This is a genomic window from Enterococcus sp. DIV0806c (assembly GCF_051710905.1).
Taxonomy (GTDB): domain Bacteria; phylum Bacillota; class Bacilli; order Lactobacillales; family Enterococcaceae; genus Enterococcus_B; species Enterococcus_B mundtii.
In genome coordinates this window covers 2,697,054-2,713,664 of the sequence record NZ_JBIOLO010000001.1, presented here as the reverse complement: position 1 = coordinate 2,713,664, position 16,611 = coordinate 2,697,054, and the positions used below count along the sequence as shown (strand labels likewise).

12 protein-coding genes and 1 pseudogene are annotated in these 16,611 nt (G+C 39.6%); 12 read left to right on the top strand and 1 reads right to left on the bottom strand.

The window, feature by feature from the left end; genetic code table 11:
• Window positions 1-108 precede the first annotated feature (108 nt).
• From IGK77_RS12625 to IGK77_RS12615, 3 genes and pseudogenes are all read left to right on the top strand, one after another.
• Entirely contained in the window at window positions 109-1,302 is a 1,194-nt protein-coding gene (locus IGK77_RS12625) for a quaternary amine ABC transporter ATP-binding protein (protein WP_019723090.1), read from the top strand.
• Window positions 1,295-3,025 (top strand): ABC transporter permease/substrate binding protein, encoded by a 1,731-nt coding sequence (locus IGK77_RS12620; RefSeq protein WP_071866430.1) that lies wholly within the window; start codon window positions 1,295-1,297, stop codon window positions 3,023-3,025. Before IGK77_RS12625 ends, IGK77_RS12620 begins: the two co-directional genes overlap by 8 nt.
• Window positions 3,026-3,080: 55 nt before the next feature.
• Window positions 3,081-3,445 (top strand): annotated as a pseudogene (locus tag IGK77_RS12615) (HAD hydrolase family protein); the annotation flags it as partial.
• A 203-nt stretch (window positions 3,446-3,648) separates the two neighbouring features.
• Here IGK77_RS12615 and IGK77_RS12610 read toward each other — a convergent pair.
• Complete coding sequence (locus IGK77_RS12610; protein ID WP_074799375.1) at window positions 3,649-5,583, bottom strand: BglG family transcription antiterminator; 1,935 nt, start codon at window positions 5,581-5,583, stop codon at window positions 3,649-3,651.
• Window positions 5,584-5,830: 247 nt separating this feature from the next.
• Here IGK77_RS12610 and IGK77_RS12605 point away from each other — a divergent pair, with 247 nt between their 5' ends.
• From IGK77_RS12605 to IGK77_RS12565, 9 genes are all read left to right on the top strand, one after another.
• Complete coding sequence (locus tag IGK77_RS12605; protein ID WP_074799376.1) at window positions 5,831-6,292, top strand: PTS sugar transporter subunit IIA; 462 nt, start codon at window positions 5,831-5,833, stop codon at window positions 6,290-6,292.
• Window positions 6,289-6,612 carry a PTS fructose transporter subunit IIB gene (locus IGK77_RS12600; RefSeq protein ID WP_005225262.1) on the top strand — a complete coding sequence of 108 codons (324 nt, stop codon included), beginning with the start codon at window positions 6,289-6,291 and terminating at the stop codon, window positions 6,610-6,612. Before IGK77_RS12605 ends, IGK77_RS12600 begins: the two co-directional genes overlap by 4 nt.
• 18 nt (window positions 6,613-6,630) lie before the next feature.
• Window positions 6,631-7,731: a PTS fructose transporter subunit IIC gene (locus tag IGK77_RS12595; RefSeq protein WP_074799377.1), complete on the top strand. Its 1,101-nt coding sequence runs from the start codon at window positions 6,631-6,633 to the stop codon at window positions 7,729-7,731.
• A 268-nt stretch (window positions 7,732-7,999) separates the two neighbouring features.
• On the top strand, window positions 8,000-10,675 hold the full coding sequence (gene mngB / locus IGK77_RS12590) for a mannosylglycerate hydrolase (RefSeq protein ID WP_074799378.1): 2,676 nt from the start codon (window positions 8,000-8,002) through the stop codon (window positions 10,673-10,675).
• Between the two features lie 560 nt (window positions 10,676-11,235).
• Window positions 11,236-14,010, top strand: coding sequence for a sigma 54-interacting transcriptional regulator (locus tag IGK77_RS12585; RefSeq protein WP_438713211.1), 2,775 nt, complete (start codon window positions 11,236-11,238; stop codon window positions 14,008-14,010).
• 83 nt (window positions 14,011-14,093) lie between these two features.
• Window positions 14,094-14,513, top strand: a complete 420-nt coding sequence (locus IGK77_RS12580) for a PTS sugar transporter subunit IIA (protein WP_074799482.1) — start codon at window positions 14,094-14,096, stop codon at window positions 14,511-14,513.
• A 10-nt stretch (window positions 14,514-14,523) separates the two neighbouring features.
• Window positions 14,524-14,994: a PTS sugar transporter subunit IIB gene (locus tag IGK77_RS12575; RefSeq protein ID WP_074799379.1), complete on the top strand. Its 471-nt coding sequence runs from the start codon at window positions 14,524-14,526 to the stop codon at window positions 14,992-14,994.
• Between the two features lie 17 nt (window positions 14,995-15,011).
• A complete protein-coding gene (locus IGK77_RS12570) occupies window positions 15,012-15,797 on the top strand; it encodes a PTS mannose/fructose/sorbose/N-acetylgalactosamine transporter subunit IIC (RefSeq protein ID WP_066025554.1) in 786 nt (261 codons plus the stop codon).
• The gene (locus IGK77_RS12565; protein WP_074799483.1) at window positions 15,781-16,602 is read left to right on the top strand and encodes a PTS system mannose/fructose/sorbose family transporter subunit IID; all 822 of its coding nucleotides are present in this window, start codon (window positions 15,781-15,783) and stop codon (window positions 16,600-16,602) included. Before IGK77_RS12570 ends, IGK77_RS12565 begins: the two co-directional genes overlap by 17 nt.
• Window positions 16,603-16,611 lie beyond the last annotated feature (9 nt).

Genomic DNA, 16,611 nt, shown 5'->3' with positions numbered 1-16,611 from the left:
CTAAGAATACAGATACTTGAATTTTGACAAAGTGACTACATGGTGTTATCGTAGTGTGGTCACTTTTTTCAGAAAGAAAAATGAATTTACATACAAAGGAGAATTTGTTTGGTAAAAGTAGAAGTCAAAAACTTAACGAAAATATTTGGTAAACGAACACAAACTGCTTTGGAAATGATGAAAAAGCACCAATCGAAAACAGAGATTTTACAAAAAACCGGCGCAACTGTCGGTGTATATGAAGCGAGTTTTGATGTACAAGAAGGTGAGATCTTCGTGATCATGGGACTTTCGGGGAGTGGGAAATCAACCTTGATCCGTCTGTTAAATCGTTTGATTGAACCAACATCTGGCAATATCTTGATTGATGGAGAAGACATCTCAACACTTAGCAAAGAAGAACTTCGTGAAGTTCGTCGTCACAAAATCAACATGGTGTTCCAAAACTTTGGTCTCTTCCCACATCGTACGATTTTAGAAAATACAGAATACGGACTTGAAGTTCGCGGTGTTCCTAAAGAAGAACGTCAAGCAAAAGCAGAAAAAGCGTTAGAGAACTCAAGCTTGTTATCCTTTAAAGATCAATATCCTAGTCAATTATCTGGTGGGATGCAACAACGTGTAGGGTTAGCCCGAGCATTGGCAAATGATCCAGAGATCCTATTGATGGATGAAGCTTTCTCAGCGCTTGATCCATTGATTCGTCGTGAAATGCAAGATGAATTATTGGAACTACAATCCAATGTGCAAAAAACGATCATCTTCATCACACATGATTTAAATGAGGCCTTGCGTATCGGGGATCGCATTGCGTTGATGAAAGACGGAGAAATCATGCAAATCGGTACTGGGGAAGAAATATTGACCAATCCAGCCAATGATTATGTGAGAGAATTCGTGGAAGAAGTCGATCGCTCGAAAGTCTTGACGGCGCAAAACATCATGGTTCCTGCACTAACAACAAACATTGAATCAGATGGTCCAAACGTTGCATTGACACGTATGCGTAATGAAGAAGTCAGCATGTTGATGGCTGTTGATAGAAAACGTAACTTAAAAGGGATCATCACAGCAGATCAAGCATTAGAAGCAAGACGTCAAAAACGTCCATTGATCGATTTCCTTGATGAAAATGTTACAGTGATCGGTAAAGATATGTTAGTTAGTGATATCTTCAATATTATTTATGATTCGCCGACGCCATTAGCCGTGGTTGATAATGGGAAATTAAAAGGTGTTATTATCCGAGGTAGCGTAATCGAAGCATTAGCAGCAACAAGTGAGGTGAGCGAACATGAATAATCTATTGAACTATCAAGTACCCGTCGCTGACTGGGTCGAAACGATCACTGATTGGTTGACAACAACGTTCGCAGGACTGTTCTCATTCCTTCAAACGATTGGTCAAGCAGTGATGACAGCTATCACGAATCTTTTATTAGTGATACCAGCACCACTATTTATTCTTTTAATGGCAGTTGCAGCGTTCTTTATTTCAAAAAAACGTCCCGGATTGACATTATTTACGTTGATTGGCTTATGGTTCATTTATAATCAAGGGTTATGGACAGATTTGATGAATACTGTCACATTGGTTTTACTATCTAGTGTGATCTCGATCATCATTGGTGTACCTCTTGGTATTCTCATGGCAAAAAATGATAAAGCGCAAGGAATCATTAAACCGATCCTTGACTTTATGCAAACAATGCCTGGTTTTGTTTATTTGATTCCAGCGGTTGCCTTTTTCGGAATCGGAATGGTTCCAGGGGTGTTTGCCTCAGTGATTTTTGCCTTACCACCAACGGTTCGATTTACGAACCTAGGTATTCGCCAAGTACCGAAAGAGTTAGTAGAAGCTTCTGATTCATTTGGTAGTACGAGTTGGCAAAAACTAGTGAAACTTGAATTACCACTAGCAAAAGGAACGATCATGGCAGGGATCAATCAGACAACTATGCTTTCTCTTTCAATGGTCGTGATTGCCTCAATGATCGGAGCGCCTGGTTTAGGTCGTGGTGTCCTTTCTGCTTTACAACGTGCACAAGTCGGAAACGGTTTTGTCAATGGGGTAGCATTAGTGATCTTAGCCATTATCATTGACCGTTTTACGCAACACTTGAATCAACCAAATGATCAAAAAGCAGCAGGTACTGCGAAACAAAAAAATAAAAAGCGCCAAGGAGTGATCATTGGTGCAGTAGTCGTCGTTTTATTAGGTGCGATCGGTGTTGGAAGTTTTAGTTCTTCAACAAAAGAAACAAACACGATCAATCTTTCTTATGTGGAATGGGATACAGAAGTTGCTTCAACGAATGTCGTAGCAGAAGTCTTAAAAGAGATGGGCTATGATGTGAAAGTGACGCCTCTTGATAATTCGATCATGTGGGAATCTGTTGCAAAAGGAGAATCAGATGGAATGGTGGCTGCTTGGTTACCTAAGACTCATGGTTCTCAATATGAACAATACAAAGATCAAGTCGATGATCTAGGTGCAAACTTGAAAGGTGCCAAAGTCGGATTAGCTGTTCCAGCATACATGGATGTTAACTCGATTGCGGATCTAACCGATGAAGCAGGCAAAAAAATCACCGGTATCGAACCTGGTGCAGGTGTGGTGAATGCTGCAGAAAATACGATTGCCCAATATCCAAATCTGGAGGGTTGGACAGTTGAAACCTCTTCTTCTGGTGCGATGACGGTTGCATTAGGACAAGCAATCAAAAACCAAGAACCAATCGTCTTTACTGGTTGGACGCCACACTGGATGTTTGCGAAGTATGACTTGAAATATCTAGAAGATCCAAAAAATGCGATGGGAGATGCGGAAGAAATCCACACCATCGTTCGCCAAGGCTTAAAAGAAGATCAACCAGAAGCATATGCTGTGTTGGACAAATTCAATTGGACAGAAAAAGACATGGAAGAAGTTATGTTGGAAATCAACAGCGGCAAAGACCCACAACAAGCAGCAAGAGAATGGATCGATAAGAACCAAGAAAAAGTTGCTAGTTGGAAAAACTAAATAAATAAAAAAAAATCGACTTTACTGAAACAAAAACTGTTTCGGTAAAGTCATTTTTTTTAAAATCACCGTGTTTGATCCGCAAAAAACTGTTTTGAACATGTCAAACAATTGGAAAAATTTAAAAAACAAGCCTATATCGTTGCTTCAGAAGCCGCTTGGATCGATATCTCAAATCATAATGTCCATAAAGGAACAACAGTGGCAGAATTGCAAAGAATCCTCCACGTCACACCAGAAGAAACCATGGCATTTGGCGATGGTCTAAATGATGTCGAATTATTAGAACGTGCAGCTTACAGCTTTGCGATGAGCAATGCCTTTGAGCAAATCAAAGAAGTTGCACAATTTGTGACAAAGTCGAACGATGAAGATGCGGTGCTCCATACCATCAAAAAAATGATTGCTTTACAAGCATGAAAACCCAGTGAGTTGATTTCAGAGAAAGAGCCTTCAACCATTTAATTGGCAGAAGACTCTTTTTTTGTCTGTAAATATTTAACGAATTCATCCAGTGTTACATTAACCGCTTTAGCTAATAAAATCATTGTGCCAAATTTTACACTGTTCCAGTCATCTGATTGATTTAGACGTGTAAAGCTACTAGCAGTGATCCCAGTTTTCTATAATTGTTTCATACAACTCAAAAAGTGGTGATAATCACTTTTTTGCAAGATTGCTTGTTGAACATCTTCACGATCCATCAACTCTAATAAAAGACTATAGATTTCTTCTGTCTCTTCATATTCGTTTTTTTGAATCGCAAAGAGAAAGACAAATCTAACCAAGTCACCATTTCCCCAATCAACGCCATCTGGAATGATTGCCACTGAAACAACCGAGCGTTTCGCCATCAATGTCATGGGATGGGGGATAGCTAACCACTCGTTGATATTCGTCTGATTGATTGCTTCTCGTTTCTTCACACTGTCATAAAAATCTTTTGGCACAAAATCTTTTTGGTACAATTGCTGTGCCATTTTCTCTAACAGGGTCTCTTTATCTGCATGATTTTCATGAAGAAAAAATGCTTCTTGAAACAATGAATAGATGCCGTTTTTTGCTTCGCTTAGTGTTTCAATGAACGATTCGATTTTGCTGATTTCCTTGTCTAGTTGTGCCATGTTGATATAAATTGAAGGAACAGAAAACTGCTCTAATGGAACGGTTGTGATTACAAAATCAATTGCAGAAAGATCACATTGTTGTAGTTCAACATAAGAAAAGCGATCAACGACTTCGATCGTTTCTTGATAGTGCTTGATGATTTTCGCTTCAATAATACGGCTCATGGCTCGACCGGTTCCACAAACAAGGATGACGCGATGTTTATGATGATTTCTGATGGAACTCCTTTCCATAGCACCTGCGATGTGCAAAGCAATATAACCGATCTCATCAGAAGAAAAATAAAAACCATGTTTCATGCTTACCGTTTCTAAATGGGTCAAACATAAATCATAAGCCTGTGGAAAAGATTTTTTGATCGTTGCCAGTAATGGATTGCTGCGGCGTGCATCCATTAGATTCATATTGATAAAACCTTCTATATGAGAAGTCAAATCTTCTATTAGCATCTTATCTGTCTCTAATGCATAGTTTGACGTCTGTTTGATCGCAGTTAGTAATTCTTCAACGATAGCTTTAGCAGTTTCTGTGGAAGAATCGTTTGCATCGCCAGTTTCAACTAAACGTGGTGCATTCATTGCAAGATAGTAAATAAAGTATTGTTTTTCTCCTGCAGTCAATTGGATATCAAATGCATGATCGATTTCTTCTAAGAAATGACCAACTACTTTCTGGGCGTCTTTTTTGAGCGCAGGCACGTGCAAGGGAAATTCGTTGATCTCATGGCCAGCTATAAAGCGGCTGATTGCTAAAGCAAAATGAGAAAGAATGTTTTTATGATAGTAGTCAGAGTCTAACAAGTCTAAGGATGCCAGATGATTTAATGCCAATTCTTGTAAGTGGACTAGATTGATCGTATCAAACAACTCAAGTTCCATTTCTGTAAAACCGATCAAGTACTCTTGTAGATCTTTTTCAATCAACAGATCACTGATAGCCTGACGCTTGGCGAATTCGTTACCCAAGACTTCAAAGCCAATATTTGGACGATTTACTATTTTTAAGTGATAGGTGGCTAAATTGTCTCGGGCCGTTTTTAAGTATGAGTAAAATGTGTTTTTACTAATAAATAACCGATCGAGAAAATCATCCAAAGATAAAGGGTTTTCATTCTTGAATAATAGGAAAAGTAGGTAGGTTTGTCGTTCTTCACTGGTGGTTAGAAAAGACTCTGAGGTCGACATACTTTCTGCCCACCAGTCATGAAATTGCTCTTTTGAACCAATGGACAACAAATAGCCTTGCCCTCGAATCAACTTGATGGAGGCCCCCACGTTTGTTAATAAATCATTCAAATTCGCAATGTCTGTCCGAACCGTTCGTTCAGAAATCGAGAAGTTTTTCGTTAACTCCTTCATTGGTAGCGGCACCGTTTGTCTAGTTAATACTTCCAATAGATCATCTAATCGTTGATAAGCAAGTTTTGACAATTGTTTCACCTCCGTGCTCTTCCCCATCATACAATAGAAAGAATAAGAATGAAATGCTTCACTAGTACTGAAAATTTCCAGAAGAGTTGGCAATCATTTTGGAAAACGCTTTACTAATGATTGCCACTTGAATTGGAAATTTGGTGTGTTTACATCGTGTATCAGAAACCGTAAATTAAACGTGTACAGAAAATAAACCACACGAATTACTATGATGGTTTTAGAATAAAGGAAAGGAGCAGATGAGATGGATTTTCAGGAAAAAAATATTCTCTTGAATGTGGCTGTTAGATCAAAAGAAGAACTGTTTCACCTGATTGCAAATCATGCCTATGAATCCGGAATCGTTACCGATGCAACAGACACATATGCGGCATTCATTGAACGGGAAGCACAATATTCAACCGGCTTACAAGAAGGCTTTGCTATTCCGCATGCAAAAGCTGAACCGGTTTTGAAACCGACCGTTTTGTTTATTCGCTTAGAACAAGCCATCGAATGGGAAACCTTCGATGATTCTGCAGTCAAAAATGTGTTTGCTTTGATGGTTCCTAAAAAAGATGAAGGAACGGTGCATTTGCAAATGTTGAGTCGCCTAGCAACAGCGTTGCTTGAAGATACATTCATCCAGCAGATTCAACAATCAAAAGATAAAGCTTATTTAGCAGAATTGATCAAAAAGGAAATGATGGGAGAGAAAATCATATGAAAATAGTAGGGATTTCCGCCTGTCCAGCAGGATTGGCACATACACCGATGGCCGCTAAAGCTTTAGAAAAAGCTGGTGTGAAACTGGGCTATGAGGTCAAAATCGAACAGCAAGGTTCGTTAGGGCAAGTCAACGAGATCACTGCAGCAGAAGCAAAAGAAGCAGATTTCTTGCTTTTAGCGACTGATCAAAAAGTTGTTGGGATGGAACGGTTTGAAGGAAAACCGCAAATTCGGGTAAATATTAATACGTGTATCAAAGCACCGGAAGCGGTGCTAAAGAAATGTGTCGCAGCTGTGGAACAAAGAAACGCAAACTAAAGGAAAGAGGCAAGGATGATGAAAAGAGTTCTAGCAGATGTAAAAGGCCACTTGATGAGTGGAATTAGTTTTGTACTGCCGTTGATTATTGGCGCTTCACTAGTTGTTGCCATTCCGAAAATGATTGCTCTTGGTATGGGGATAACAAGCTTAGATCCTTATGCTGGCACTGAAGGCTTTAAACATGCGCTTTATTTGATTGAACAAGTAGGGTGGACAGGAATCGGCTTGATCAATACTGTCTTAGCTGGGTTTATAGCGTATTCTGTTGGAGATAAAGCTGCTTTAGGGGCCGGCTTTATCGGCGGTGCGGTCGCTTCTAGCACAAATGCTGGTTTTTTAGGTGCAGTTATTGCTGGGTTCTTAGCAGGATACTTAGTGAAGTGGGCTAAAGAACATATCAAATTACCGGAGTCATTTGCTGGAGTGATGCCGTTAGTCATTTTACCCTTGATTGCAACATTATCCGTAGCGATCGTCATGGGCGCATTACTCTCTGAGCCATTGGCGTGGATCAATACTAGCTTGGTTGAATGGATTCGAACCATGATTGAAAATGACGTCAACAAAATTTTGCTTGCAGTCATCATGGGGGCAATGATTGGCTCTGACTTAGGGGGACCTGTAAACAAAGCTGCTTGGATGGCAGGAAATGTTTTATTAGCTGAAGGAGTGTATTTACCAGCAATTATCGTGAATGTTGCGATTTGTGCGGTGCCATTTGGATATGCCTTAGCAACTTTATTCCACAAAAATCGATTCAATAAAGAGCTATTGGATGCTGGTCGTAATAACTTTATTATGGGCTTTATCGGAATCACAGAAGGAGCAATTCCTTTTACATTAGTCAATCCATTACGGCTTGTACCGATCAACATGTTGGGAGGAGCAATCGCTTCAGGTTTGGGGATCGCGTTAGGAATGTATGACAAAATGCCGCCAGTTGGAGGGATTTATGGCTTCTTCACTGTTGGGAACGGTTGGGCGTATTTGATTGGACTATTTGCAGGAGCTGCTTTTATCGGTTTTATCGCTCCTTTATTTGTGAATTTCAATAAGCAAGAAGAACAAAAAGAAGACATTACGCTCGATGATATTGAATTGAGCTTTGAAAATTGAGTAACAAAGCCGATTAGCTAACTAAATAGTAGCGAAAGAAAAGGCACAAGCAGATGATTTTCTAAGAACACTTTTAGCTTGTATGATAATGGCAAAACTTGGGTAAGAAAACATGAGTATTTAAAGAGAAACGATTTTCAAAATTCGAAGTATTTTATGTAAGGATCACGTTATGCGTACCAGATGGTAAAAAAATTGAGAAAAATTAATAGGCACTAACGACAACCATCGTTACGTGCCTTTTTAACTACTGGAGAGGAATGATTGAATGAAAAAAACAGTACATGTCGTACCCCACAGTCATTGGGATCGCGAATGGTATTTTACTACGAGTCGCTCGAAAATCTATTTGATGCACGATTTAAAAAAAGTCATTGAACAACTAGAAAAGGATGATCCCTATGAGAGTTTCATTTTAGATGGACAGGCTTCGCTGTTAGATGATTACTTGAAGTGGCGACCGCAGGACAAAGAAAGGATTCAACAACTTGTTCAACAAGGGAAGTTGATCATTGGCCCATGGTACACTCAAACCGATCAATTAGTGATCTCGGGAGAAAGCATTGTTCGAAATATGTTATACGGCATGAAAATTTGTGAAGAATTCGGGACATACATGAATGTTGGGTACGTCCCAGATTCTTTCGGCCAAGCAGCCAGTATGCCACAAATCTATCGTGAGTTTGGCATCAATGATACGATGTTTTGGCGTGGTGTCAGTGATGACGACGTTAAACATACAGAGTACAAATGGCGTGGAGAAGATGGTTCGGTGGTCAATGTCTATCAGATTCCAAGTGGGTACTACATTGGCGGTGCCATTCCTGAACGAGAAGCAGAATTAGCAGAGTTCTTACATCAAGAACCGTTTAAAACGACTTGGGGACGCAGTGCTACGGATCAAGTGTATTTTCCAAATGGTTTCGACCAAGCACCAGTCAGAGAAAATCTTCCAGAATTGGTTGATCGAATGAATCAACTTTATGAGGATGAGTATGAGTTACAATTTTCAACGATTGAAAAATACATTGCCGCAGTCAAAGAACGCCATCCTGAGTTGGAAGAAATCGCCGGTGAACTGATCAATGGCAAATTGATGCGAATCCATAAAACGATTTTTTCTTCACGTCCTGATTTGAAGGCGATGAACACTCAGATCCAACATTACTTAGTCAATGTCATGGAGCCTATCTTAACGATGGCCATGCAATTAGGATTTGAGTACCCCGTGGAAACAGTCATAGAGATTTGGAAGTTAATGTTTGAAAATGCGGCGCATGATTCGATTGGTTCTTGTGTTTCTGATACGACCAATGAAGATATCTATATGCGCTATAAACAGGCGCGAGATATTTCCATGAATCTTGTCGAATTGACTTTACGACAGATTTCTACTGCAATCAATAACCCACAAGCACAAGAAATTACTTTCACGCTCTTCAATACCTATGATACAAGGCGCAATGGGGTTATTGAAGCAGAGGTTTATTTGCCACAAAAAGAGTTTGCGATTCTTGATCAAGCTGGTCAGGCGTTGCCTTATACGATTTTAGAGCTTACCGACCAAACGGAGTATGTTTTGAATCAAGGAAATATTTTAAATCCAGTCAAGGAAATCTATTTGCCGGAGAAAGTCTATAAAGCGAAGATTGCCTTAGAAACGACGGACGTGCCGAGTATGGGGTATACCCAGCTGACGGTTGATTTGAAAGGTGATACAAGCGCACCATTGCAGGAGGTTAAAACCAATACGGTTGAAAATGAGTACTATCAGATCACTGTCAATAACAATGGTTCTTTGAATATTCTTGATAAAACCAATCAAGTGCTTTACCAAAACCAAGGGATCATTGAAGAAAATGGCGACGATGGTGATTCATTCAATTATTCACCACCTGTGAAAGATTTTGTGATTTCATCAATTGATGCGCAACCAACGATCACCATTCAGCAATCAGAAATCTATCAAAAGATTCATGTGGCTTTCACGTTGAAGGTTCCGAAGAATTTAGCTGAACGTGCAGAAAAGAAAGTCTCGTCTTCACTGCCGATCCAATTGACGATGGTGTTGAAAAAACAATCACAACAAATTGATTTCAAATTAACGGTTGAAAATCAACAAGTGGATAGCCATCGGGTATGTGTGCTATTTAATACTGGGATTGCCTCGAAATTTTCGCTTGCTGACCAACAGTTTGGTACGTTGGAGCGCCCAGTTGTATTTGAAAAAGAAATGGCCCTTTGGGAAGCCAATAAAGAGCAATGGAATGAGCAACCGATTGCCATAGAAACTTGTCAATCCTTTGTCGGTTTATTCGATGCGTCCCATGGCGTAGCAGTCATGCCCCAAGGGGTACGTGAATATGAGATTGTGGGAGAAGCGTTTGATACGATTCGCTTAACGATTTTCCGGACCTATGGCTTCATGGGAAAAGAGAATCTACTGTATCGTCCAGGGCGTGCTTCAGGAGAATCAGTGATTGAGACACCAGCTGCACAGTGCCACAAAACGATGCATTTTGATTTCTCCATTGCTTACTTTGCTCAGGGATTTGATCAAGCAAATGTTGCACAACGTGCCAAACAAGCAGTAACACCGATCACTCTTTATCAATACGCAGAATTCCTGAATTCCCGATTGATTTTTACTTTAGGATCGGTTGAACCAACTTTGCCGACAAACTTTAGTCTTCTTGAGATCAATGGCAATTTAACCTTGAGTGTATTGAAAAAGGCGGAAGAGCGTTCAGGTTACATTTTGCGTCTATACAACGGGCTTTTAGATGAAGTGGGGCATGCGACTATCACATTCAACCATCCAGTGAACGTAGTAGAAACAGTCAATCTAAAAGAAGCTAAGAAAGAAGCACTTCTGGTGGAAAAGAATGCCGTCACTCTTGAAAAGATTGACCATGCAAAATTTGTGACATTGTATGTGGAATGATCGCTACTGAGAAAAAGTGACACGAAGTAGTGAGTCCGCTTATGAGACAGAAAAGCGAAAAAGGTTCGTAAGTCTTATTAAAGTACTTACGACCCTTTTTGTTTACTAATGCGAAACAAGCAAGAAGCTGGCTCTTTTTCAATAAGGACTAATAAGTTGTGCAAAATCAAACCTGGAAAGCGTAACTAGTTAACTTATGTCACGTCCCCATGACTTCAGCACAAAAATAACTGAAAAAAATGGATCGAACTCAAATAAGGGTAATTGGCGCTTGGATCAGAAAAAATAAGGGACCACTGATCCTCACCAATATGGTAAAAGATGGAGTTGAAGTAGAAGTGGTGAATAGTGTTAAGCGAACATAAATGAATCGGAAATAGTAATAGAACTATTTACTGACTGTCACATAAGTATTATATATACAGAATAAAAAGTAGCAATCGTTATTCAGTATGCTACTTTTTGTGGTTTAAAAGAATAATTACTCTATTATGCATTGTATAGCAAGTCTTAGCCTTTTAAGTTATGATAATCAGATAAAGAGGACAAGGAGAACGACGATGAAAGAACAATTACTTGCTTACTTACAAAATCAAACAGCTTTTTTCTCTATCGAAAATGTAAGCGATATTTTCACCGCGAAGGATATTGCTGAGAAGTTTTCAGTCAAGAGAAACACGATCAGTCACTATTTAAATCAGTTAACGGAAGAAAGACATCTAGTAAAAATTACTACCCGGCCAGTGTATTTTTTTCATAAACAGGCATTTGAAATCCAAAATTATCCCTTAACCCAAAACGTATATGATAGTCTAGCTGCTGTTGCAGCAGAAAAGCCCTTTTTTGATCGAAAAGAAGATTTCTTTTCCAGTGTAATCGGCAGCAAAGGCAGTCTGGCAGAAGTGATTGAACAGATCAAGATGGCAGCCTTCTATCCAAATGGTGGGCTTCCCTTCTTGCTGACGGGGGAAAGTGGTACTGGGAAGAGTTTTCTTGTAAAAATGTTCCATCATTATTGTGTGGAAAATGAATTATTAGAGAGCGATGCTCCGCTGATCACGATCAATTGCGCGCAGTATGCCAACAACCAAGATTTATTGACGAGTAATTTATTTGGACATGTGAAAGGAGCCTTCACTGGAGCAGAAGAAGATCGTAGAGGTGCATTTGAAGCAGCAGCCGGCGGGGTACTATTCCTAGATGAAGTTCATCGACTGAATGCCGAAGGACAGGAAAAATTATTCACTTTTATGGATCAGGGAGTTATCTATCGAATGGGGGATACGAGCCGGTCAATCCCGGTGGATTGTCGGCTGGTGTTTGCGACGACCGAAGATTTGAAACAAACATTTCTAACAACCTTTTTGCGACGAATCCCAATTCAAGCAACACTGCCTGCTTTGGAAGAACGGACGATTTCCGAACGGAAACAGCTGACCTTGCAAGCATTCTTTGACGAGCAAAAGCGTATTGGCCTGCCCTTGGAGCTCTCGCCCCAAGTAATCGAAATATTAACGACTAGTCATTTTTCTGGGAATGTCGGTGAATTGAAAAGTATGATTAAGATTATTACAGCTAAAAGCTATACAGCCAGTCTAAAACGGGAGGTGAAAAAAATAGCGGTCACTGTGTATCATTTACCAGAACAGTTATTGCAGTTGACAAAGGAACCCAATGAATTAGTGATGATGCAACCGATTCTTATTGATGGGCAAACACAAATTCAGCAGCTAACTGCGGAAAGTGAGCCAGAACAGCAAAAAATCATTCAAACGTATGAACAGATTTTGTTCAATTATGTCCAGGCGGGACAGGACTTTGCGACAGCTGTCCCGCCTATTTCTAAAGTGATTGAAAGGCTGTTTGAAAATTTATTATTTGACCATAAGCAGGAACAAAAACAGCGGACAATGATTTTTGTGACAGAGCATGTTCAGCGAATGATGGAGCAAATCGAGCATTCTTTCCAAATCAGCTTTAACGGTAGTATGGTTTATACGATCAGTTATTATTTGTGGCTACGCAGAAATGTGGAGTGGCTGCCAGATGATCAAGACAAACTTTTATTGACAGAAGACCTGTTGAAAAGTGTTAAGAAGCATTATTCTACAAGTGATCGCTACACCGAAAATCTGATAGGTTTAGTACAAAACGCATTGGATATTGAACTAACGAGTATGGACCGAATCATTTTTACACTTTATATCAACGATATGGGATATTCCAAAGAAACGTTGCTTCCACGAAGCATCATAGTAGCCCATGGCTATGCAACCGCCAGCAGTATCGCAAATGTTGCGAACCGCTTACTGAATGAATCGGTTTTTCAATCTTTTGATATGCCATTAGAAGTTACTCCTAAGCAAATTGCGGAAAGGGTCACCGCATATATTCAGAAAAACGATGTATCTAATGGACTCGTTGTCTTGTTCGACATGGGTTCTTTGAAAGAAGTCTATCAGTATATTCCAGAATTGACGGTACCGATTGTCATGATGAACAATGTAACGACAAGTGTAGCCATCGCTGTCGGAGAATGTATTCAGCAGAACGTTTCGTTGAGAGAGGTTCCTGAGCGGGTAAATGCTTACCACCAAAATGAATGGGAGATCATTCTTCCGAAAGTGAAAAAAGAGAAAGTTGTCATTACGACTTGTTCAACTGGAATTGGAACCGCTGTTCAAATCTCCACCTTATTAGAAAAAAGTATTCCTGATCATTTACAGCTTCTGATCCTTCCTTATGAATTCAACCAGTTGGAAAATAGTGAACATATGAAACAGATATTAACATCTTATGATGTTGTTGGTATTATAGGAACCACTAAACCTCGCCAAGAACTGGCTCCTTTTATTTCTTTAGAAGAACTGATTTCAGGCGCTGGGACAGAAGTGTTATTAAGTTGGATAAAGGAAGAATTGGATGAAGAGATGATCGCCTATGTGAACAATCAATTAGTAAGAAACTTTTCATTGGATCGAGTGATTCAATCGGTAACGATTCTAGATACAGAAAAAGTAATTTCCCAAATGGAATTTTTTGCGGGAAATCTGGAACGCATGTGGCAGCAACGGATCACCAATGATCGCAAACTTGCGTTGTTTGTCCATACGAGTTGCTTGATTGAACGTCTTATTCGAAACGAAGCCATTGATAATTATCATGCTAGCGACACATTACTCCAGTGTCATGAAAAACAGCTGAATGAAATCAAAAAAGCGTTTAGTGTCATTGAGAAGGTTTACAGTGTCGCAATACCGAAATCTGAAGTTTGCTACATTTATGATGTTTTATTTGGAAACACTGATTCTTCAATGGGTGAAGCGGATTTTTAATCAATAAGAAAAGCGTGCCACTTTTTTTGGCACGCTTTTTGCGTTTAGTAAGGTGTAACTTGGAGCAAAGTGAGGTGAAAGCAGTGGAACAAATCGTTATTTTAGCATCACACGGACGATTTGCATCAGGAATCTTACATTCGTTAGAACTTATCTGTGGTAAAAAACAATCAGTCGTTGCGATTGACTGCTATGTGGAAGAAACATTTGATCTGACGACAACGGTGGATACTCTGATGCAAACATATAAACATTATGAAGTGATCGTTATCACAGATATTTTCGGCGGTAGCGTGAACAATGAATTTTTGCGTTATATCCAACAACCAAATTTTTACTTGATTGCAGGCTTGAATTTGCCATTGTTGATTGAATTGACGACACAATTTCAAAGAGGAGGTGCAATCTCAGAAACGATCCACCAAACGCTAGCCAATTCGAAAGAGATGATCCAGTTTTGTAATGATAGTGTAGAAAAAGAAATCGAAGAAGAAGAATTTTAGGAGGGTCAACATGATTATTTTGACACGAGTCGATCATCGACTATTACACGGACAAGTCGCATTTTCCTGGACGCAAAATTTAGGCGCAGATTGCATCTTGATTGCCAATGATGATGTGCCGACAAATGATATTCGTAAGACAGCGATCAAACTAGCAAAACCGCAAGGCGTCAAACTGGTGATTAAAACAATTGAGGATTCCATCCAAGCATTACAAAGCGGCGTGACCGATAAATACAAATTGTTCATCGTAGTAGATTCCATCGAGGATGCCTATAGATTAGCAGAACACTATCCAGAAATCACTAAAGTCAATTTGGGTGGGATCAAAGCCAAAGAAGGAACTAAGAATATTGGAAAGGCAGTTAATATTTTACCTGCGGAGGAAGAAATTTTGAAAAAAATGATTGATAAAGGAATTGCTGTCGATATCCGTCAAGTACCTTCGGATAAAAAAGTCGCTGTCGAAGATGTTTTATAAAGAAAGGGGCAAAAGAGATGCTGCAAGCAATATTACTTGGAATTGTTGCATTTATTGCGCAGTCTGAATACGCATTGGGAACATCATTACTGTCGCGTCCGATTGTTACTGGGTTGTTTACAGGAATCGTATTAGGGGACGTAAACACAGGAATTATTATGGGTGCCACACTGGAATTAGCTTTTATTGGTTCGTTTTCTGTAGGTGCTTCTATCCCGCCAGATGTTGTAACAGGAGGAATTCTTGGCACAGCATTCGCAATTACAGCAGGAGCGGGAACTGAGACAGCTTTACTATTAGGACTTCCAATCGCTACATTAACGCTAATCCTGAAAAATGTATACTTAGGCCTACTTATTCCAATGATGAACCAAAAAGCTGATTTATACGCGACTGATGGGAATTACAAAGGTGTGGAACGAATGCACTTATTAGCCGGTTTTGGCTTGTCTTTGATGTTAGCCCTTATAGTTACGATTTCCTTCATGGTGGGCAGCAATACGATTAGTAAGTTATTGGAGATGATTCCGGTATTTGTACAGAATGGATTATCAGTTGCAACTGGTTTGATTCCAGCCTTAGGGTTTGCCATGTTGGCTCGGTTGCTGATCAACAAACAAGTTGCTCCTTATTTCTTTTTAGGTTTTGCATTAGCAGCTTATTTAGAGATTCCTGTTACGGGAATTGCGATCTTTGGAGCGATAACTGCTGTTGTAGTTGTGAATTTAAGAAACATTCGTGAACAAGGGCAATCTGTTCAAATGACTTCAGGGGAGGTACTTGATGATGAAGAAGACTTCTAATCAGAAACCCGAGATTACCAAGAAAGAGTTGAATCATGTCTTTTGGCGTTCATTTCAAATGGAGTTCTCATGGAACTATGAGCGACAAATGAATTTAGCTTATGTCTATGCTATGATTCCGGTTTTGAAGAAACTCTACAAAACAAAAGAATCTATGGCTGATGCGTTGAAACGACATCTGGAATTTTTCAACACGACCCCGCATATTGTCACGCTTATTTTAGGAATCAACGCGGCGATGGAAGAAGAAAATAGCAATGATCCGAATTTTGATTCATCAGCAATCGAAAACATCAAGACTTCTTTGATGGGGCCTTTAGCAGGAATTGGCGATTCTTTCTTTTGGGGAACGTTACGGTTAATTGCCACAGGGGTAGGAACTTCATTGGCATTACAAGGGAATATACTAGGTCCGATTCTGTTTCTATTGATTTTCAATGTCCCACATCTACTATTTCGTTATTTTGCGACTGGTTGGGGATATAAACTTGGATCGGGATTTTTAAAGAAAATTCAGGAAAACGGTTTGATGGAAAGCTTAACCTATGGCGCGGCGATTATTGGGTTGATGGTCGTAGGAGGAATGACCGCTACGATGATTGATATCAACATTCCGTTGCAGATCGGTTCAGGAGAGAATGCGGTTACGGTACAAAGTATCTTTGATGATATCGTACCGAAAATTTTATCATTAGGTGCATTTGGCGCTGTCTTTTATCTTTTGAAAAAAGAAGTCAAACCGTTGATTATCCTGCTTGGATTAGCAGTCTTAGGTATTTTGGGATCCTTGATTGGACTCTTTTAAGGAGGAATT